General features: G+C 58.5%; 16 protein-coding genes and 1 pseudogene. 12 read left to right on the top strand and 5 right to left on the bottom strand.

What is annotated here, in order from left to right; genetic code table 11:
* Window positions 1-2,172, bottom strand: a 2,172-nt coding sequence (locus HY011_01495; GenBank protein MBI3421590.1) for a tetratricopeptide repeat protein, incomplete at its 3' end; no start/stop codon positions are given.
* Between the two features lie 179 nt (window positions 2,173-2,351).
* Between HY011_01495 and HY011_01500 the strand changes: the two genes are divergently transcribed.
* The 4 genes from HY011_01500 (at window position 2,352) to HY011_01515 (ending at window position 4,175) form a co-directional block, all read left to right on the top strand.
* Complete coding sequence (locus tag HY011_01500) at window positions 2,352-2,615, top strand: hypothetical protein (protein MBI3421591.1); 264 nt, start codon at window positions 2,352-2,354, stop codon at window positions 2,613-2,615.
* A 30-nt stretch (window positions 2,616-2,645) separates the two neighbouring features.
* Entirely contained in the window at window positions 2,646-2,996 is a 351-nt protein-coding gene (locus HY011_01505; GenBank protein ID MBI3421592.1) for a type II toxin-antitoxin system RelE/ParE family toxin, read from the top strand.
* Window positions 2,997-2,998: 2 nt separating this feature from the next.
* Entirely contained in the window at window positions 2,999-3,250 is a 252-nt protein-coding gene (locus tag HY011_01510; GenBank protein MBI3421593.1) for a hypothetical protein, read from the top strand.
* Between the two features lie 76 nt (window positions 3,251-3,326).
* Complete coding sequence (locus tag HY011_01515) at window positions 3,327-4,175, top strand: DNA ligase (GenBank protein ID MBI3421594.1); 849 nt, start codon at window positions 3,327-3,329, stop codon at window positions 4,173-4,175.
* Window positions 4,176-4,301: 126 nt separating this feature from the next.
* Here the strand turns inward: HY011_01515 and HY011_01520 are convergent, their stop codons facing one another.
* The 4 genes and pseudogenes from HY011_01520 to HY011_01535 all read right to left on the bottom strand — a co-directional run bounded on the left by HY011_01520 (window position 4,302) and on the right by HY011_01535 (window position 9,339).
* Entirely contained in the window at window positions 4,302-5,171 is an 870-nt protein-coding gene (locus HY011_01520; GenBank protein ID MBI3421595.1) for an SWIM zinc finger family protein, read from the bottom strand.
* A gap of 109 nt (window positions 5,172-5,280) precedes the next feature.
* A pseudogene (locus HY011_01525) lies at window positions 5,281-8,386 on the bottom strand (DEAD/DEAH box helicase).
* A 272-nt stretch (window positions 8,387-8,658) separates the two neighbouring features.
* Entirely contained in the window at window positions 8,659-9,099 is a 441-nt protein-coding gene (locus HY011_01530; GenBank protein MBI3421596.1) for a type II toxin-antitoxin system VapC family toxin, read from the bottom strand.
* Window positions 9,100-9,102: 3 nt separating this feature from the next.
* Complete coding sequence (locus HY011_01535) at window positions 9,103-9,339, bottom strand: hypothetical protein (GenBank protein ID MBI3421597.1); 237 nt, start codon at window positions 9,337-9,339, stop codon at window positions 9,103-9,105.
* 399 nt (window positions 9,340-9,738) lie between these two features.
* Here HY011_01535 and HY011_01540 point away from each other — a divergent pair, with 399 nt between their 5' ends.
* The 8 genes from HY011_01540 to HY011_01575 all read left to right on the top strand — a co-directional run bounded on the left by HY011_01540 (window position 9,739) and on the right by HY011_01575 (window position 19,820).
* Window positions 9,739-10,995, top strand: coding sequence for a hypothetical protein (locus HY011_01540; GenBank protein MBI3421598.1), 1,257 nt, complete (start codon window positions 9,739-9,741; stop codon window positions 10,993-10,995).
* Between the two features lie 227 nt (window positions 10,996-11,222).
* On the top strand, window positions 11,223-11,882 hold the full coding sequence (locus HY011_01545) for a cytochrome c3 family protein (protein ID MBI3421599.1): 660 nt from the start codon (window positions 11,223-11,225) through the stop codon (window positions 11,880-11,882).
* Window positions 11,883-11,965: 83 nt separating this feature from the next.
* On the top strand, window positions 11,966-15,073 hold the full coding sequence (locus HY011_01550; GenBank protein ID MBI3421600.1) for a TAT-variant-translocated molybdopterin oxidoreductase: 3,108 nt from the start codon (window positions 11,966-11,968) through the stop codon (window positions 15,071-15,073).
* The gene (gene nrfD, locus HY011_01555; GenBank protein MBI3421601.1) at window positions 15,066-16,508 is read left to right on the top strand and encodes a polysulfide reductase NrfD; all 1,443 of its coding nucleotides are present in this window, start codon (window positions 15,066-15,068) and stop codon (window positions 16,506-16,508) included. The genes HY011_01550 and nrfD overlap by 8 nt, the downstream gene beginning before the upstream one ends.
* A gap of 82 nt (window positions 16,509-16,590) precedes the next feature.
* Window positions 16,591-17,136 (top strand): DUF3341 domain-containing protein, encoded by a 546-nt coding sequence (locus HY011_01560; GenBank protein MBI3421602.1) that lies wholly within the window; start codon window positions 16,591-16,593, stop codon window positions 17,134-17,136.
* Window positions 17,137-17,290: 154 nt separating this feature from the next.
* The gene (locus HY011_01565) at window positions 17,291-17,929 is read left to right on the top strand and encodes a cytochrome c (protein ID MBI3421603.1); all 639 of its coding nucleotides are present in this window, start codon (window positions 17,291-17,293) and stop codon (window positions 17,927-17,929) included.
* Window positions 17,930-17,973: 44 nt separating this feature from the next.
* Window positions 17,974-19,203: a hypothetical protein gene (locus HY011_01570; GenBank protein MBI3421604.1), complete on the top strand. Its 1,230-nt coding sequence runs from the start codon at window positions 17,974-17,976 to the stop codon at window positions 19,201-19,203.
* 98 nt (window positions 19,204-19,301) lie between these two features.
* A complete protein-coding gene (locus HY011_01575; GenBank protein ID MBI3421605.1) occupies window positions 19,302-19,820 on the top strand; it encodes a hypothetical protein in 519 nt (172 codons plus the stop codon).
* Window positions 19,821-19,867 lie beyond the last annotated feature (47 nt).

Consider the following 19,867-nt stretch of genomic DNA (forward strand, 5'->3'; position numbering starts at 1 on the left):
GGCCAGCGCCTCTTCGTACTTGTCCATCTTCCGATAGGTCTCTCCGCGTTGCATGATTGTCCAGGCATCTTTCTCATCGAGTGCGATGGCGCGCGTGAAGTCGGCCAGTGCCTCCGCGTGCTTGCCTATCCCCTGATAGGTTAATCCGCGCCACCAAACATTCTTCTCATCGAGTGCGATGGCGCGCGTGAAGTCGGCCAGCGCCTCCGCGTGCTTGCCCATCTCCTGATAGGTCTCTCCGCGATTCGTGATTGCCCAATCATCCTTCTCATCGAGTGCGATGGCGCGTGTGAAGTCGGCCAGCGCCTCCTCGTACTTGCCCATCAACCGATAGGTCTCTCCGCGATTCGTGATTGCCCAAGCATACTTCTCATCGAGTGCGATGGCGCGCGTGAGGTCGGCCAGCGCCTCCTCGTACTTGCCCATCTTCTGATAGGTCTCTCCGCGTTGCATGATTGCCCGAACATACTTCTCATCGAGTTCGATGGCGCGCGTGAGGTCGGTCAACGCCTCTTCCATTTTCTCCACCGACAGATACATCTCACCTCGCAGGGCATGGATCACGCAGCGAGCGGTAGTCGTCAGATCGTTTCGCCGTTCGAGCAAGCTTAGTTTTTCAATGCCAAGCTGAAACTCATCCTGATCATAAGCTCGATGAATACCCACCAGCGTTTCCGCTAAATCCCGCATTGACTGCGATCCTTTTTCGCGCCCACACTGTTGGCAGCACTCTGCAAGCTTTTCGGAAACTCTCCTACGCCAGCGAAACGCATGAAGAAATGCATTCACTGCTGCACCACTGTTGCGATCCGGCTGGGCGCTGAGGGCGTGATAAACGCGCTCACATTCAGCCTGCCGCCACGTCTCGCTGTCATACGCTTCCTTGTTTTCGAGCTTGAGATCGGCTTGCGTTTGCGCGAAGTAGTCCGCCAAGTGTGCATGCGCTCCGTCCGCATCCTTAGGCGTCGTGTTGCGCAAATGGCGCAACATCAACTCGCGCACTTTCTCGTGATAGAACCAGCCGTCCTCGGTATTCCTGCGCACGAAGCTCTGTGTGGCGAGCCAGTTGAAGGTGACAGTTGCATCACTGCCCAATGCGGCGCTGAGAATGTCGCGATTGAAGCGGCGCGGCACGGCGGCCAGCAAGGCTGCCCGCCGGCGCTCTTCCTGCTCGACCCATTGCAGAAAGCGTTCGACCGCATCCTTGCTGACATCGCGCAGTGGCACGCCGGGTTGCGGATTTGTGGCGGCCAGCAGTTCGACCAGCACCGGCAAGCCGCCGGTGTCTTCGTGAATTTGCGCGACCACATGGTCGTCGGTGATCTCGCGGGTGAGCAGATAGGCGCGCGTCTCTTCCGGCGTGAACGGTTCGAGCGGCATGTGACAGATGTCGCCCGCCAAGTCCGTCCAATGCTGCTCCAGCGGCTCGCGCCCGGCGATGACGAAGCTGAGATTGGTGTTGAAATCGCCATGCTCGAAACCGCAAAGCGCCAACAACCACGGAGTCAACGATGCGCTGGTGCGCTCGAAAACATCGAAGAGCAGTAGCACGCGGCGGGAAGCGGTGGCTTTAGCTATCAGTTCCAGCCAAAGCGGCGTGAGAATGCGTTCCGGCTCGCGCAGCAGGCGGACTTCATCTTTGTTGCCCCAACGATCAATTGCGTAATGAGCAAATTGCGACAGCGTTTCGCCCGCCGCTTTTTCATCTACGTGTTCCAGCAGCGGCGAGGCCCCGGGAAAGTGGCGTGCTGATTTGATGGCGGCATCCGTCACCCCGCGCGCAATCAGATCAATGACACCGCGCGGAGCTTTCGGGTCGCCTTCGACCTCTTGCCGCAGTTTGCGGTATTCCTTGTACCGTTCGTCGAAAGCGTTGTGCGTGAATTTAGCTTTGGCTAGCTCTTCGGCTACGCGCCCCATCACGGCGGCGGGCGACGTGTATTCGTCATCGCAAGTGATGACGATGGCGTTGCGCTTGCCAGCGAGATTCTCGAATTGTTTGAGCAAAGTGCTTTTGCCGACACCGCCTTCGCCCGTTACCGAGAGGATCAAGAGCGGGTCGTCGTCCCGCAGGTTTTCCTCAAATTTCCTGAGTTGCTCGCTGCGTCCGACAAAATTCTCTCTGCGGCGGCGTTCGCGCGCCTCTTTGCGCGATTGTGGTTTGTGATTCATGCGTGGCTCTATGTGAAAGCTGCTGATTGAAAACGCGAAGAGGAATGATTTTGGGGCGGAGGCAATATAGTTTCAGGCTGACGCGATTTCAATGGTTGTCCGGCGATGAGCCAGTTGGCTTGCTTGTGGCGAATTGTCACCTGCCCCAGTACAATGCGATTGAAAGGGGTGAAAACGCTATGTCAGTGCTCACAACTACTCAAATCGAAGTACCCCACGAAACGGCACAATTGCTGATGGCGAAGGCCGCCGTGCGCCAACTCTCGCTGGATGAATACCTGCGCATAATGGCGGAGAGCGATAGCTCACCACGGTTGAAGACGCTGGATGAAATCCTTGCGCCCTTCCGCGCTGAAGTCGAGGCGAAAGGTTATTCTGAAAACGATCTCGATGAACTGTTTACTGAGGCTAGAAAAGAGGTCTCTCAGGCCAAACAGGGGTAGGCCAACTGGCGGTAAAAACAGGAATGACCGATGAACACGCAGCCGAAAGAGATCGAATACTACCAAACGCGGGAGGGCGACTCGCCCTTTCGGGATTGGTTTGACGCTTTGAAGGATCGGGCGGCGCAGATGCGTATAGACGCGCGGTTGGCGCGTTTGCGCGGCGGCAATCCGGGCGATGTCAAAGCCGTGGGCGGCGGAGTCTCGGAGTTGCGGATTGATTACGGGCCGGGCTATCGTGTTTACCTCGCAATGGCGGGAGCGACGCTGGTCATCCTGCTCTGTGGCGGCGATAAACGCACGCAAGTTGCCGACATCAAACTGGCAAAGAAATACTGGGCCGATTATCAAAAACGCGCCCCTGAACGTGAGGAACAATGAAGATGGAAGCGAGAGCGGCTGTGAGTTACAAAGAAGATTTGTTGGTGCGGTTGCGCGACCCGGAATACGCCGCAGGTTATCTGAATGCGGTGCTGGAAGAGAATGATGAGGCGGCGTTTCAATTGGCTTTGCGCGATGTGGCGGAAGCCAAACGCATGCCTTTGCCTGCGGCGCAACTGCAGTGGACGGATGTCACCGGCTTGCTGAACGCGCTCGGCATTCGGTTGCGGCTGGATTGGAAGCGCGCCGCATAAGTCGAGCGTTCCGCCAAACGCCGCTTCGTCGCCACCCGAAGCCAAACTTTTCGATTCATCAACACAGGAGCCATTTATGCAGCCACTCATTCGCCTTTTCCCTTTTGCCCTTTGTCTCGCACTCGCGCCCTTCGTTCACGCCCAGGCGCCCGAAGCCACGCGCACTCTGCTCGCCAACGTCGCCAATGCCGACATTGACCCGACGCCGTATCTGGTCAGCGAAAAATATGACGGCGTGCGTGCGCTGTGGGATGGCAAGGCGCTGCGTTCGCGCGCGGGTAACGTGTTTGCCGCGCCTGCGTGGTTCGTAGCCAAACTGCCGCAACGATCGCTTGATGGCGAGTTGTGGATTGGACGCGGGCAGTTTGAAAAGCTGTCGGGCGCGGTGCGCAAAACTACGCCGCTGGATGAGGAGTGGCGGCAGATCAAATACATGATCTTTGAATTGCCTGATACGCCTGGCACGTTTGCCGAGCGTTACGAACAGATCAAACGCATTGTCGCCGCCGCCAACTTCGCGCAACTTGTCGCCGTGGAGCAGTTCCGGTTGCCTGACAACGCCGCGCTCAAACGCAAGCTCGCCGAAATCGTCCGCGCGGGCGGCGAAGGCTTGATGCTACACCGCGCTGATGCGCCTTACGTCACGGGGCGAAACGATGCGCTGCTGAAATTGAAACCATTGGATGATACCGAGGCGACGGTGATTGGCTACGTGCCGGGCAAGGGCAAATACGCGGGGATGATGGGCGCGTTGCAAGTCGAACTGGCGGATGGCAAACGCTTTCAGATTGGGACGGGCTTCACCGATGCGGTGCGCGCGCAGCCTCCGGCGGTTGGCACGTTGATTACGTTTACCTATCGCGGGTTGACGAAAAACGGCTTGCCGCGCTTTGCGAGTTATCTACGGGTGCGGGAAAAGTTCTGATCGTTTGGATGGAGGGTTGGTACGGTACCGCGCGCGTGAGCAAGCGGTGCGTCAATGTTGCGCCATTGGCTTCATTGTGACAGTTCCGCTTGCTCACGCGCGCGGTACCGTCTCGGCGCGCAACCTTTACGCCGCGCGTGGTTCGACTGCGCGCTCTGACCCAACGAAGACTTCCAGCCCACGCGCCGAGGCTGCCACATAAACCGGTGTGAGCGCCTCTGCCAGCGTTTCCGATCCGCGCCAGAACGGGAAGTTGCCCAGCCGTTGCAAGACAGCGGCGTTGACCGGCGGCGTGCGCGCTTCGCCCAGCCAATCGGGTGGCAGCGGCGCGGCTTGCCAAAACGTGGTGGCGTTGAGCGGTTCGGGCGGCCTGGCAAGCACAGCTTCTTCCGCTGCTGCTGCTGGCGTGGCCGCGCCCAGTAATTTGGTAAACGCCGCGCGTTCCATCCCGCGCAATTTGAACAGCAGAAACGGATCGCGGTCGAACTCTTCGCCAATCAAATAATAGACTGCCGCGATGTGTTTGCACGGATTCGACCAGTCGGGACAGGAACAGTCCGTGTGCAAGTCCCCTGACTTGGCGGGGAAGAGCGCGAGATCGGCGGCTTTGAAAACGTCTTCGATTTCCGGCGGCATCTCGCCCGCCAGCAGCTTGGCGGCGAAGATGGCCTGGGTCGAGAGTGCCTTGGCCAGCTTGCGCCAATCGCTATCGGGCATGGCTTTGAGCTTGATCGAGATTTTGTAGGGCTGCGGATAGGAGCCTTGGACTTTGGCTTTGACTTCGCCGGACGCGATGTCAATCGCGAGCACCGAACCGTTGCGCGCATACGAACGGCCCCGGCCCATGCGCGCGCCGATGTCGAAACTTTCCAGCGTGGCGACCCAGCGTTTGCCCCACCAGGTTTCACCAAAGCTGCCGCGTTTGGATTGCGCGCGGATGCCGCCTTTGGCCTTGATGCGCGGTTTGTAATTGCTCCAGTCGTTCCAATAACCCATCTTGATTCCTTTCTGACTTTTTGAGTTCTCCCACGAAGGCACACGAAGAAGCACTAAGAAAACCAGACAATACTTCGTGCTTCTTGGTGTGCCTTCGTGGGCAAGTTTTTTATTCGCTCACTGCTTCCTGCCGCAACGCAAACAACTCTTTCAACGCCTCGTTGGAAAGCTCGGTTAGCCAGCCTTCACCCGTGCCGACGATGCTGGCGGCGAGGGCTTGTTTGCGTTCGATCATCTCGTCAATGCGGTCTTCGAGCGTGCCCGCGCAGAGGAATTTGTGCACCTGCACGTTGCGGCGCTGGCCGATGCGGAAGGCGCGGTCAGTCGCCTGATTCTCGACCGCAGGATTCCACCAGCGGTCGAAGTGGAAGACGTGATTGGCCGCCGTCAGATTCAAGCCGGTGCCGCCCGCCTTCAACGAGAGGATGAACAGAGGCGGGCTTGTTGCGTCAGCTTGTTGAAAGCGTTCGACCATGCGGTCGCGTTGTTTTTTGGCGACGCCGCCGTGCAGGAACAAGACCTCACGGCCAAAGCTTTCTTGCAGATGTTTGCGCAACAGTTCGCCCATTTCAGAAAACTGTGTGAACACCAACGCGCGATCATCGGCGGACAAAGCTTCTTCCAGCATTTCGGTCAAACGCGCCAGCTTGCCCGAACGGCCCGGCAGCGCCGAATTGTCGCCCAGGAATTGCGCCGGATGATTGCAGACCTGTTTCAGCTTGGTCAGCGTTGCCAGCACCATCCCCTTGCGCTGAATGCCTTCGGCGTCGTTCAGCGACTTGCTCATGTCTTCGACGACGGCGGCATAGAGCGAAGCCTGCTCTTTGGTCAGCGTGCAGAAGACTTTCATTTCGAGCTTGTCGGGCAGGTCGGAGATGATCGTCTTATCGGTTTTCAAACGGCGCAGAATGAACGGCGCGGTCGGCCGTTTGAGTTGCTGCGCGGCATCGGCGTCGCGTTGCGCCTGAATCGGGATGAAGTAGTTGCGCTTGAACGCGGCCTGCGTACCGAGGAAGCCGGGGTTCAGGAATTCCATCAACGACCACAGATCGCCGACGTTGTTTTCGACGGGTGTGCCGGTCAGCGCGATGCGGTAATCGCTCTGGATGGCGCGGGCGGCGCGGGCCTGGTTGGTTTCGGCATTCTTGATGTTCTGCGCTTCGTCTAGGATCACGCCCGCCCATTCGACTTGGTCAAACAGCGTCTGATCGCGGTGCAACAACGCATAGCTGGAAACAACAACGGCGTGTTTCTTCGCTTCTTTTTTGAATGCGGCGGCTTTGCTGCGCGTGGTGCCGTGATGCACCAGCACGGGCAAATCGGGCGTGAAGCGCGTCGCTTCTTTTTGCCAGTTGCCGACGACGGACATCGGACAGATCAGCAAGACCGGCTTCTTTGCAGATGGGCCATTCGCGTGCCAGTCGCGCTCGCTCAGCGCCAGCGTCTGCACCGTCTTGCCCAAACCCATGTCATCAGCCAGACACGCGCCCAAACCCCACTGCCGCAAAAACGCCAGCCACGAATAGCCGCGCAATTGATAAGGCCGCAGCGTGCCGTTGAATTCACCGGGCACCGCTTGTTCGTTGAAAGCCGCGCGCCCGTCCAGTTGCGCCAGAAACTCGCCCATCCAACCTTCGGCTTGCACACCTTGCACCGCAATGCCGCCGGGCAATTGATTTGCGCCCAACGCCATTTGCACGACCTCGCGCACGGTCGCCTCGCCGGTCGGATTCTTCTTCCAGAAGGCGAGCGCGGCCTGAATCTCTTCGGCGTTGAGTTGCACCCATTGGCCGCGAATTTTGACGAGCGGCGCTTTGAGCGCGGCCAGCGCGGCGAGTTCTTTCACCGTGAGCGTCTCGTCGCCCAGCGCCATCTGCCAATCAAATTGCACGATGTCGCTGAGCGTCAGGCCGCCGCCCCCCGCCAGCTTCGGACTTTTGACACTGGCGCGCGCCGTCAGCCGCAGCTTCGTCCCCTTGCGCGTCCACCACGCGGGCAACAGCACGCCAAACCAGCCAGGCTTTTTCGGTCAGGAACTGATGCGCGCCCGTCGCGTCGAGTTCATAACCAGCGGGCGCAGCGGTTTTCAAACTCCCTTCGATTTGCGGGCTGAGCGTGCTGGCCTGACCCAACGCCGCCAGCAAGTATTCACGCGCATTGAAGCCGCCGCGTTTCAGCACCGCCGCCGCGCGCCCTTTCGCTTGCCATGCCTCAGCGACCGGCACCAACAAACTCTGTTCATCGGCGGCTTGCAATAAGTAGCGGACTTGCCACGCTGTTGAGGCGCGGCCACGCGGCGACGGAGCTTCAGTTTCATCGCCCGGCTCTTCCAACCGAAAGCACAGGCGGAAAGGTGTGGCAGTCGTGATGGTCAGCGGACGCTGCCAATCGCGCACCTGCGCGGCCAGTTGCCGCAATTCGGCGGGCTTGCCGCTGAGGATGGCCGATGTGCTGCGCAGCGCGTGCAGCCATTGATCGTGCAAGCTGTCGAATTCGCGTTTGGTTTTGCGCGGCGTTCGTGTGCGTGGTTCAGCAGCGACGCTGAACCGCGCCAGATGATCCACCAGCGTGTCGAGCAACTCTTGCAACACCTCCGTTGCCGCCGGAGCCTGCGCCCCATCTTCTGTCATCGCCCGGCAACTGTGTGGCAACGCGCGCGCCAGTTGTGTCACGCGCTGCGCATCGCTCCCAGTCAACAGCGGTTGCCAGCAAGCGCGATACTCCTCGTCTTCCAAGCGCACGCCCGGCATTATCTGTTGCCGTGCCACCAGCGCGCCCGCGAACCGCAAGACCGAAGCGCAATAGGCCAGGTCATTGCCGATCAACACGCCTGGCACCAGCGTCGTTTGCCCTACGCAATGGCAAAGCAACTCGACGGCTTCAATAGTGGCCAGCGGTAACGCCGTGACCGTCCACTTCGTCAACACGGCTTTCGCCGCGTCCACAGGCGGTTCCGCAATCAACGGACTGGAAGCCAGCGCCGCTTGCCCCAGCGCAGGCAGCCAGATGGTTTGCGGCAACGTGTCTGCCGTTTCCAGTTCCAAGTCCGAAAAGACGTCGCCCAGTGCGGTCAGCAAACGTGCGCTGCCCGCGTCATACGGCCAGGGCGCGGCGTTATCCTTTTTGCGTTTAGCTTATGCCAGAACAGTCTTGGCGGGAACCTCGCCCCACAAGAGCAATTGGCCCTGTTGCAGGCTCGCGTGCAAGATCAGCAAGGTGATGTTTCCTTTATGTTTGGGATTGAACGGATCGTGCGGGCATTTCAACATAGCCGCGCACGGCTGCCAAGCGGGCGGCGGCAAGAAGGTGTAAATACGCAGAAATGCAGCCTGGGTACGCACCGCTTCCAGCGTGCAGACTTGGCGTGTGACGGATGGAGGCCGCAGGCAAACCCTCCGGCATGGTCACATCCGCTGCCAAGCCTGCACGCTGACAGCGGCACGCATCAGATAACACCTACGCTTGGCCAGCCAGCGCCAATCAAGTTTCAAACTATCTCCGAATCAAATGGCCGGAACTCTGCGAGAAGCTGGAAATCGCCTGGATTTTTCGTTTGAACAGTGAAGCCGTGGCTGGCGACGGACATCGCAATCAGCGCGTCATTTGTCAGGCGCGCCCTGCCGACCAGATTGAACCCATACTTCTGCCCGACTTTGGCAAGCACCTGTCCGGCGCTCGTCCAATCGCGGCGGTCTGGCACCAACAGCCGCCCAATCTGCAAGAACTCGCGTTCCATTCGTTGTAAATCCCATCGCACCTTTGCATCCACCGCGCCGACGTAAAGCTCTTCCAGCACGACCACGCTCAACCACAACGGACGTGTTTGCCGATCGCCGGTGCGCACCGCCCGCCGCAGTCCAAGGATGGCGGCATCACCCTGCCGCAGCGCCGAAATATAGACCGAAGTATCAAAGAGGATGCCGGACAAAGCTTATCCCTCCGCTTCGCCAAGTCTGCCAAAGACATCCTTGATGACGGCACCGCTTTTGATGAAGCGCTCCGTGGCCGTCCAGGCGCGCCGCTGGCGTTCGTGCTCGGAGATCACTTCTTCGAGGGCGCGTTCGATGGTTTCAGCCTCGGTCTGGGTGCCGAGCACCTTCTGAGCGCGTTTGATTTTGGTTTCGTCAAGCGCGTAGCGCTTCTGCTTGATCGCTGAATTGCGTGCCATGCTGAAATGCTCCTTTCGCGAGCAGCATACGGCGAAGGGTATGTGCCGGGCAATGAATCTTTTGATGGCTCGTCCGGCTTATTCTTGGCGGCTTAGATCGGTTTTCACTTCAGTGTAGGGGAAATTGCGCCACGAGACGGTACCGCGCGCGTCAGCAAGCGGAGTGTGGGATGGCAGCCAATGATCTGGCAGTGATGCGCCGCTTGCTGACGCGCGCGGTACCGTCTCAAGGCTTCGCCCATCACGTACACGCGATTGCAAACCGATCTAGCGGCGAGGACACCGCTACAGCTTAGGCGGGCAATTGCGCGCAAGTGATGCTGGTAATTCAGCTCCAAGCAAAAGACAATGCCGGCCAATGAAGTAACCACATTCAGTTTTCGGAAGAGAAATAAGGTCATGAACCATTCCAAACGTATTTGGCTGCCCGCCGCCGGACTTGCTCTTGCATTCACCTTGCTGCCGTTTTGGACAGCCGCACAACAACCTCGCCCCCAGCCTCAACAATCCTTGGCGCAAGCTCCCGCTGACGATGTCTTGCGCGCCGCGCCGCCGCTGGCGCGCTTGTTCGCCTTGGATGCCTACACGCAATACGAATTGCTGGATGATCCTGAGTCGCACGCCTTCCGCATCGTCTTCTTGCCGCAGGAGACGCGGGCCGGGGCGACGCTGCTCATCAATGGCACGCGGCACGGGAGTGATGGCGGGGGCATTGAGGTCTACGATCCGCGCACGGGCGAGCCGTTGAAGTTCGAGTATATCGGCGGTGAAGAGGCGCAGGCGCGCAAGCTGCCGGGCCAGTTCGTGCCGGAAGATCATTACATCGTGGCGCAGTTGCCGCGGCCTGTGCCGGTGGGCGGCGAGGGGCGCGTGTTGATTATAAAGACGTACAAGGATGCGCGGACGTATTACGCCGAGGGCGGGCAGATTGTCTGGGTGCGGGCGCTGAGCGCAATGCGCTTTGGTGTCGTGTTGCCGCGCGGGTATGCGTTCGCTTCAGCCAACATCGCATCGCAGGTGACGACGCTGCCGGATGGGCGGTTGAAGCTGTCGTTGACCAATCCGAGCGGCGGCGGTTCGCCGATTACGATTCGGGCGCGGAAGACGGCTGTGACGTTTGAGGGGCTGCCGGATTGGGAGAAGAGCCGCGACAAGGCTTGGGATGACAGCCGGACGCTGTACGATTTGGACGCGCCGGAGACGCATCGGTTCCGCGTTGAGCAAACTTACAGCGAGATGCGCAAGGGCGAGCGCGTCCGGCTGAACAATGCGCCTGCGCTTGATTTGAAGGTCATTGATTTGGACACGGCGCAAGCGTTGAAGTTGGCGAAAGAGGGCCGGGCAGTCGTCGCCAAACTTGAAGTGCCTATCGTGAATGAGCGGCAGAGCGCGCGATTGAAAGTGGGCGGCAGCGTCGCTGATCCGTTGGCGTATAGCGTGGCGAAAGGGACGTTGCGCTTTCAACGCACGGTGACAGGCTTGCGCAATACGATCTTGCTGCCTGCGGGTTGGGAGGTGGCGAGCGTGTCGCAGCCGTGTACATTGGGGACGTATCAGGGGCGTGCGTTTGTGGCTTTGGTGAACATTCAGCAAGAGGATGCGGTGAAAGTCGGTCTTACCGCGCGCCGGGAAGGCGGCGAGGGCCAGCCACGTTAGGTTTCAGGCCGTCGCCCACGCTTGCGCGCCGCCGCTTTTGAGATTTTTGCGGGCGGGCCGTGAAAAATTGAGGCGCATGATTGCGCCGCCGCTTCGCTGCTTGACAGAGATGCGGAGCGTATGGAAAACTCCGCCTCTCAAATTCGGGAATTCACAAACTTCGAGTTTGCCAAGCTAGTCCAGATAACTTAAACGCAACGACAATCCGCGAAGATGGAGGCTTTTCTATGCCGCAACTCTTTCGGCGCAGCAGTAACACGCTTGCGCGTTTGAGTCTTGTGCTCGTCGTGTTGGCGGCGGGCGGCGCCGGGTGGGCGCTACTTGAATTGCAACGTTCGTCCTATATTACACAGGCATTTGTGGCCCGCGATCAGCCGGTTCAGTTTTCCCATAAACACCACGTGGGGGATGACGGCATTGATTGCCGTTATTGCCATCTCACGGTTGAGACGGCGGCCAGCGCTGGTTTGCCTCCGACAAAAACGTGCATGAATTGCCATTCTCAATTGTTTTCCAATACCCAGTATCTGGAGATCGTGCGCGCCAGTTGGAGAAATAATCAGCCCATCAAATGGACCAAAGTGCACGACTTGCCCGACTTCGCTTATTTCAATCACAGCATTCACGTCAACAAAGGCGTCGGCTGTTCGACCTGCCACGGGCGGATTGATGAAATGCCCGGCATTTGGAATGTTTCGTCGTTGCAAATGGAGTGGTGCATTCAATGCCACCGCAACCCCGAAGCGGTGCTGCGTGACAAGAAAGACATCACCAATATGGAGTGGCAGGCCGGACCCGATCAGGCCGTCAAAGGCAAAGAGCTTGCCCAAAAATACAACATTCAGTCGAAAGAAGTGCTGACGAGCTGTTCGACTTGCCATAGATAACAGTTGTCGGTGGGCGGTATTCGGCTGTGTAGGCGCAGCACCGGCTACCGACGACTGAAGACTGACTACCGAGTTGGAAAACAATGTCTCATCGAGAACATCATCCTGAACTTGAGCCGATTCGCGCAAAGCTCAAAGAGGCCAAAGGCCGTGAATTCTGGCGCAGCCTGGAAGAACTGGCCGACACCGAGCGCTTCAAAGAGTTTTTGCACCGCGAGTTTCCCGCTTTGAATGCGCCGGAAGGGGATCCGTCCTGGCTTGATCCGGCTGGTCGGCGCAGCTTTTTGAAGCTGATGGGCGCTTCGATGGCGTTTGCCGGCTTGACCGCTTGCACGGTGCAACCGACCGAACTCGCCGTGCCGTATGTGCAGAACCCGGATGGATACTTGCCGGGCAAATCCTATTTCTTTGCGACGGCGATGCGTTTGCACGGCGTGGCCGAGGGCCTGCTGGTCGAAAGCCACGAAGGCCGTCCGACCAAGATCGAGGGCAACCCCGAACACCCGGCCAGCAAGGGCGGCACGAGCGTGCTGTCGCAGGCTTCGATTTTGAACCTCTATGATCCTGATCGCTCCCGGTCGGTGCTTTATAAAGGTTCGACGGCGCGCTGGGGCGATTTGCTGGATGCCTTGCGCGGTGTGCTGGACACACAGCGTCCGAAGAAAGGCGCCGGGTTGCGCATCCTGACCGAAGCGACGACCTCGCCCACGCTGGGCGCACAGTTCAAAGCGCTGCTGACCGACCTGCCCGAAGCCAAGTGGCACCAGTACGAGCCGGGCGGCCCGAATGAAGCGCGGCTGGGCAGCAAGCTGGCGTTTGGGCAGATGCTCAATACCGTTTACAAATTCGATCAAGCGGATGTGGTCTTGTCGCTCGACGCCGATTTTCTAGTCGAAGGGGCGGGCAATTTGCGCTATGCGCGTGACTTCATCAATCGCCGCCGGTTGGTTGATGGCAAGACGGAAATGAATCGCCTGTACGTGGCCGAAAGCACGGTGACGCGTACCGGGGCCAAAGCCGATCACCGTTTGCCCATCAAAGCCAGGGAAGTCGAAAACCTTGCGCGGGCCGTGGCTGCCGAAGTCGGCGCGCCAGGCGTCAGCGGCAGCTTGAGCGGGGAAGCCGATAAATTTGCCAAGGCCGTGGCCAAAGACTTGAGCGCCCACAAAGGCAAATGCATTGTGGTTGCTGGTCAGCACCAACCCGCTGCGGTGCACGCCTTGGCGCATGTCATCAACGCCGCGCTTGGGAATGTTGGTCAGACGGTAGTGCACACCGCTTCGCTTGAAGCCGCGCCAGCCGACCACGGCGCTTCGATCTCTGAGCTAACCGCCGCCTTGAACGAAGGCAAAGTCGAAGTGCTGGTCATCATCGGGGCGAATCCGGTTTACACCGCGCCGCACGATTTGAAATTCGGCGACGCGCTGCAAAAAGCCGGGTTGCGCATCCATATGGGTTCGCATCACGACGAAACCGGCGAGCTTTGCCATTGGCATATTCCCGAAGCGCATTACCTGGAAGATTGGAGCGATGCCCTGGCTTACGATGGCACTGTTTCGATCATTCAGCCGCTGATCAAACCGCTTTACGAAAGCAAATCGCCGCACGAACTGATCGCGGCGCTGGCCGGGTATGCGACCAAAACCAGTTACGATCTGGTGCGCGACACTTGGAAGGCGCGGCTCGGCGCGGACTTTGAAGCCAAGTGGAAAAAAGCCCTGCACGACGGGTTGGTCGAAAACACGGCCTTGCCCGCCTTGCCGCTCGATCAAGTCGCGCTCAAGAGCGATTGGTCGGCCAACGCCAAGCCCACTGCCCAGAATGACCGCGAAATTGTCTTCCGCCTTGACCCAAGTGTTCACGATGGCCGTTATGCCAACAATGGCTGGTTGCAGGAAACGCCCAAGCCGCTTTCAAAAGTAACCTGGGACAACTACGCGATCATCAGCCCGAAGACAGCCACTGAATTGGGACTGGCCCCCGATAAAGAATGGCATGCCACCAAGGCGAACCTGATCAACCTCAAGCACGGCACTGAAGAGTTGGCGCTGCCAGTCTGGGTTCAACCCGGGCAGCCGGATAATTCGATCACCGTGTTTTTGGGCTACGGACGCAAGCGCGCGGGCAATGTCGGTACCGGGACGGGCTTCGACACCTACCGGCTGCGCACCAGTGCCGAGCCGTGGATTGCCACCAATGGAGTCAGCTTTGCAGCCGCTTCTGGCACTTATGTCCTGGCGACGACGCAAGAGCATTTCAACATTGACACTTCCGGTCTGGAAGAAGGCGACTTGCAACCGCGCCACATCGTCCGCACCACGGTGCTTGAAGAGTACAAGAAAGACCCGCAGAGCGTGCATCACGGCGCGCATAAGCCGGGCAAGGAACTGACGATCTACAAGCCGGAGCAGTACCCATACAATGGTTATGCCTGGGGCATGACGATTGATATGAATGCCTGTATCGGTTGCAATGCCTGCATCGTGGCCTGTGTCTCTGAAAACAACATCGCGGTCGTGGGCAAAGATGTCGTCACACGCGGACGCATCATGCATTGGCTGCGGATTGACACCTATTTCAAAGGCGACACGGTCAACCCGGAAGTCTACTTCCAACCGATGCTCTGCCAGCATTGCGAACAGGCGCCTTGCGAGGTCGTTTGTCCGGTCAATGCCACGGTTCACGATGCCGAAGGGTTGAACGTCCAGGTTTATAACCGCTGCGTCGGCACGCGCTATTGCTCGAACAACTGCCCCTACAAGGTACGCCGCTTCAACTATCTGTTGTACGGCGATTGGGAGTCGCCGAGCTTGAAGAATGTGCGCAATCCGGACGTGACCGTGCGCACGCGCGGTGTGATGGAGAAGTGCACTTACTGCACGCAGCGCATTCAGCAGGGCAAGATCGAAGCCGAGAAACAGAACCGCAAAGTGCAGGATGGCGACATTCAAACCGCCTGCCAAACCGCCTGCCCGACGGAGGCGATCATCTTTGGCGACATCAATGATCAGAGCGCGCGCGTCCATAAGCTGAAGAACGAAGCGCGCAATTACGAAGTGCTGGCTGATTTGAATACCCGGCCGCGTACCAGCTATTTGGCTGAAATCCGCAACCCGAACCCTGAATTAGCCGGGTCGGCGAGTGGCAGCCACGGCTCAGCAACTACGGGCGGGGAGGCAAAACATGGCTGAAGAAGTGATGAGAAACAAAGACGTTGATCCGCGTCCGCCGTTGATCGGGCCGGGACACGACGTCCGTTCGATTACCACGAAGATCATAGATATGGTCTTCATGCGTGGGTTCAAAAAGGGCTGGATTTTCGGCTTCGCCATTTCGTTTTTGGGCGCGTTGATGTTGTTCAACACGATTGCCTACCTGGTGCTAAAAGGTGTGGGCATTTGGGGCAACAACATCCCGGTCGGCTGGGCCTTCGACATTATCAACTTTGTTTGGTGGATCGGCATCGGCCACGCGGGCACTTTGATTTCGGCGATTCTGTTGCTGCTGCGGCAAAACTGGCGCAATTCGATCAACCGCTTTGCCGAAGCCATGACGCTCTTTGCCGTGGCTTGCGCGGGCTTGTTCCCAGCGCTGCACACGGGCCGTCCGTGGGTTGACTATTACCTCTTCCCGCTGCCGAACACGATGGGCATGTGGCCGAACTTCAAAAGCCCGCTGATGTGGGATGTGTTTGCGGTTTCGACCTACGCCACGGTGTCGGCGATTTTCTGGTTCATCGGTCTGATTCCGGATTTTGCCACGATGCGCGACCGGGCGAGCGACAAATGGAAGCGGCTGGTCTTTGGCCTGTTGGCGATGGGCTGGCGCGGCGATGCGCGGCACTGGCATCGTTATGAAACGGCGTATCTGCTGCTGGCCGGGCTTTCGACGCCGCTGGTGCTTTCGGTGCACACCATCGTTTCATTCGACTTCTCGATTGGCATCGTGCCGGGCTGGCACGCGACGATCTTTCCGCCCTACTTTGTGGCGGGCGCGGTCTATGCCGGATTTGCGATGGTGCTGACCATCGGCTTGCCGCTGATCAAGTTTTATCACCTCGAAGATTTCATCACCAAACGGCACATCCGCAATATGTGCAAGGTCATGCTGACCACTGGGCTGATCGTGGTTTACGGCTACGGAATGGAAGCCTTCTTTGCGATGTATGCGGGCAGCACCTGGGAAGATTTCATGTTCAAGAATCGCACGATGGGGCCGTATGGGTGGGCGTACTGGCTGCTACTCTTGTGCAACTTCCTGGTGCCGCAGTTGCTGTGGTTGAAGCGCTTCCGCGACAATCAAGTCGTGCTCTTCGTCATCTGCATGTTCATCAACGTGGGCATGTGGCTGGAACGCTTCGTCATCATCGTGACCAGTTTGAATCGGGACTTTCTGCCGGGTTCGTGGCGGATGTACCACCCGACGCCTTTCGATTTCTCGATGTTCTTCGGCACGATTGGCTTCTTCCTGACGTTGATGTTCTTGTTCATCCGGTTCGTGCCGATCATCCCGATTTTCGAGATGAAGGCGCTCTTGCCTGAAACCAAAGTGGACGAACACACGGTGGCTGAGAAAGAGAAGAGCATCGGTGGCGCGGTTGTGCCGTCACCCTCGTATGGAGATTGATATTTAGTGGTCAGTGGTCAGTGGTCAGTGGTCAGTTCAACCGGCCACTGACCACTGACCACTGACCACTGACCACTGCCTTATGAACAAATCAGAAGAAAAAGGCATCTACGGCGTCATCGCGGAATTCGACGATCCGAATTCGATTGTGGCCGCCGCGCGCAAAGCGTATGCGTCGGGCTATCGCCGCCTCAACGCTTATTCGCCCTATCCGATTGAAGAGTTGTCCGAAGCGATTGGCTTTCATAAAGACCGTGTCGCGCCGGTCGTGTTTGTGTCGGGCCTGCTGGGGCTGATCGGCGGATTTACGATGATCTATTGGATGACGGCGATTGATTATCCGCTCAACGTGGGTGGCCGTCCGTTGCTGAGTTTGCCGGCGTGGATTCCGATTATGTTCGAGTGCACGGTGCTGCTGGCCGCGTTCGGCGCGGTGATCGGGATGCTGGCGATGAACCGGCTGCCGCAACCTTATCATCCGGTATTCAACGTGCCGAGTTTCAACCGGGCTTCGACGGATCGCTTTTACCTTTGCGTGAAAGCTGATGATCCGAACTACAGCCATGACGGCACGCGAGCCTTTCTCGCCAGTCTGGGCGCGCGGGAGGTGAATGATGTCGCAAACTGAGAAAGCAAAAAGCAAAAGTCAAAAGTCAAAAGTCAAAAATGGTTTGCCTTGTGCTGCCCTTTGCCTGGAAGCGCGCGGCCACTTCAGGCGCAAATCATTTTTGCTTTTTGCTTTTTGCTTTTTGCCTTTTGCCTTGACTGCCTGCCGCCAGGACATGCACGACAACCCGAAATACAAAGCCTACCGCGATGGCGGGATGCGCGAGTATCCGGCAGGCGTAGTAGCGCGCGGTTCGATAGCCGCCAACCCGGCTGCGCCGCCTTCCGCGATGGGGAATGCGCAGCAAGTGCAAACCGTCAACGCCGTGGTGGCCGGTGATCCGAGCGCCGCACCGACGCCGATTGTGATTCCCAAAGGCGAAGATGCGTTCCCGTTCAAGGTCACACAGGAAATTCTGGATCGCGGCCAGGAGCGGTTCAATATCAATTGCGCGCATTGCCACGGCAAACTGGGCCGGGGCGACGGCATGATTGCGTTGCGCGGCTTCAAAAAACCGCCGTCCTATCACGATGATCGCCTGCGCCAGGCACCCGCCAGCTATTTTTACGATGTGATGACGAACGGCTTTGGCGCGATGTCGGATTATGCCGCGCAGGTCACGCCGGAAGATCGCTGGAAAATCGCCGCCTACATTCGGGTGTTGCAATTGAGCCAGCGCGCCGATTTCAACACGTTGCCCGAAGCCGATAAGGAGAAGGTGCGCGACGCCGCGACACAGAAACCGGCGGCGACCGGGCACGGCGCAACCGCCGAACACGGCGGGGAAAAGAAAGCGGAAGAACACGCGAAGTAATCGCAGTCCGTATTGAACCCGCATTGAAGAGGACGAATTTAAGCATGAACGAGAACTATGCTCCTCCGGCAGAACTCGGAGGAATTCAAACCAAAGCCTTGATCGTTGGCCTGCTGGGTTTGGTCATTGGGTTGGGCGGCGCGGCGGCCACGGGCGGCAAGGAACTGGCGTTGCAAGCCTATCTGGTCTCTTACGTTTTCTGGGTTGGCATCTCGTTGGGCAGTCTGGGGCTGCTGATGGTGCAATACCTGGGCGGCGGCGGCTGGGGCTTGGTGATTCGCCGCATTTTAGAAGCGGGCGCGAGTACGCTCTGGCTAATGCTGGCGGGCTTCCTGGTGGTGATTTATGGGATGCTCAATGGCGGACTGTATGAATGGGCGCATCCCGTCGGACATCTGGCCGAGTTGATGCAAACCAACAAGCAGTGGGCCTTCAAAGCCAAGTGGCTGACGCCGACCGGCTTCATCGTGCGCGGGCTGATTTACTTCGGCATCTGGCTTTTGTTGACGACGAAGCTGCGCGGCAATTCGCATAAGCAAGACCAGACGGGCGACCGCGCCTATTTGCAAAGCTCGCAGAATTGGAGCGGCCCCGGCTTCCTGGTCTTCGCGTTGTCGCTGACCTTTGCGGCGATTGATTGGGTGATGTCGCTGGATGCCGAGTGGTATTCGACCATTTTCGGAATGTTGATGCTGGCGGGTTGGGGCGTGGCGACGATTGCGTTGATCATCTGGATTTGCGTAACGCTGGCCAAGCGGGATGATCTGCGGCACGTTTATCAATCCAAGCTTTTCCACGATCTGGGCATGCTGCAACTCGCGCTCGTGATGGTCTGGGCGTATTTCTCTTTCTCACAATTGGTCATCATCTGGTCGGGCAACTTGCCGGAAGAGATTCCCTGGTTTCTAGAGCGGTTCAAAGGCGTCTGGCGTTACTTGGGAGTGGCGATCATCCTGCTGCATTTCGTGATGCCGTTCCTGCTCTTGCTCTCGCGCGATTTGAAGCGCCACGCCAACCGCTTGAAGTGGGTGGCCCTGTTGCTGCTGGGCATGCGCTTCTTCGATTTGATGTGGATAATGGTGCCCGAATTCCAGAATCGCCACGACCACGTCAATGACCATTTTGTGGATGGCCTGTGGTGGTATGTCGCCATGCTGTTTGGCATGGGCGGCATTTGGCTCTGGTGGCTGGTGGGGCAGTTGCGGCAACGTTCGCTGTTGCCGGTCAATGATCCGCAGTTGCAGGAAGCGTTGGCAGCGGGCGGTCATCACTAACTCGAACACCAGTGCGGTACCGCGCGCGTCAGCAAGCGGGTGATTTTGCAAGGTAGCCGCTTGCTGACGCGCGCGGTACCGCACCGATCCTGAAAAGTATGAGCACACCTAACGACAAACACGGAAAAGACCTGCTGCCAGAGGATAGTGGCGTAGTCATTAAGCCGATTGCCTGGTTTTTGATCATCTTGACGCTGGCGACGGCTATGGTTTACGTCATCATCAAAGGCATGACGGTGGTTTTCAATCGAGTTGATCAGGCCACCTATCCGGCTGCCCCGCCGCTGCCAGGCGGCGGCCAACGCACGCAACGCGAACCGCTTTTGCAAGGCGCGCCTAAAGAGCCGGGATCGAAAGATGCCTCGCTGCTGCCCCTGGACGAAATGCGTGAGTATCGCAAAAAGACCGAGGCCGATCTCACGTCCTATGGTTTTGTGGCGGGCAAAGAAAATGTCGAAGCGCACATCCCGGTCGAGCGCGCCAAACAGTTGCTGCTCGAACGCGGCTTGCCGGTAAAAGCCGAGGCGGCGGTGTCTGAGTTGGCTACGGCAGAAAAGACGCGCGCGCAATTGTCGAGTTCAGATGCGAGCGCGGGCCGGTTAATCGGTAAGCAATAGTTGTTGGGGTGGCACAGCATCACTGGCTGTGTCTGAAAGCAGATTTA

The organism is Acidobacteriota bacterium (genome assembly GCA_016196035.1).
Classification (GTDB): Bacteria; Acidobacteriota; Blastocatellia; order RBC074; family RBC074; genus JACPYM01.

Bases quoted from the DNA above. Each gene is read 5' to 3' on its own strand.
- HY011_01500 (MBI3421591.1), top strand. From the start codon at position 2,352: ATGTCAGTGCTCACAACTACTCAAATCGAAGTACCCCACGAAACGGCA.
- HY011_01505 (MBI3421592.1), top strand. From the start codon at position 2,646: ATGAACACGCAGCCGAAAGAGATCGAATACTACCAAACGCGGGAGGGC.
- HY011_01510 (MBI3421593.1), top strand. From the start codon at position 2,999: ATGGAAGCGAGAGCGGCTGTGAGTTACAAAGAAGATTTGTTGGTGCGG.
- HY011_01515 (MBI3421594.1), top strand. From the start codon at position 3,327: ATGCAGCCACTCATTCGCCTTTTCCCTTTTGCCCTTTGTCTCGCACTC.
- HY011_01520 (MBI3421595.1), bottom strand. From the start codon at position 5,171: ATGGGTTATTGGAACGACTGGAGCAATTACAAACCGCGCATCAAGGCC.
- HY011_01535 (MBI3421597.1), bottom strand. From the start codon at position 9,339: ATGGCACGCAATTCAGCGATCAAGCAGAAGCGCTACGCGCTTGACGAA.
- HY011_01540 (MBI3421598.1), top strand. From the start codon at position 9,739: ATGAACCATTCCAAACGTATTTGGCTGCCCGCCGCCGGACTTGCTCTT.
- HY011_01545 (MBI3421599.1), top strand. From the start codon at position 11,223: ATGCCGCAACTCTTTCGGCGCAGCAGTAACACGCTTGCGCGTTTGAGT.
- HY011_01550 (MBI3421600.1), top strand. From the start codon at position 11,966: ATGTCTCATCGAGAACATCATCCTGAACTTGAGCCGATTCGCGCAAAG.
- nrfD (MBI3421601.1), top strand. From the start codon at position 15,066: ATGGCTGAAGAAGTGATGAGAAACAAAGACGTTGATCCGCGTCCGCCG.
- HY011_01560 (MBI3421602.1), top strand. From the start codon at position 16,591: ATGAACAAATCAGAAGAAAAAGGCATCTACGGCGTCATCGCGGAATTC.
- HY011_01565 (MBI3421603.1), top strand. From the start codon at position 17,291: ATGCACGACAACCCGAAATACAAAGCCTACCGCGATGGCGGGATGCGC.
- HY011_01570 (MBI3421604.1), top strand. From the start codon at position 17,974: ATGAACGAGAACTATGCTCCTCCGGCAGAACTCGGAGGAATTCAAACC.
- HY011_01575 (MBI3421605.1), top strand. From the start codon at position 19,302: ATGAGCACACCTAACGACAAACACGGAAAAGACCTGCTGCCAGAGGAT.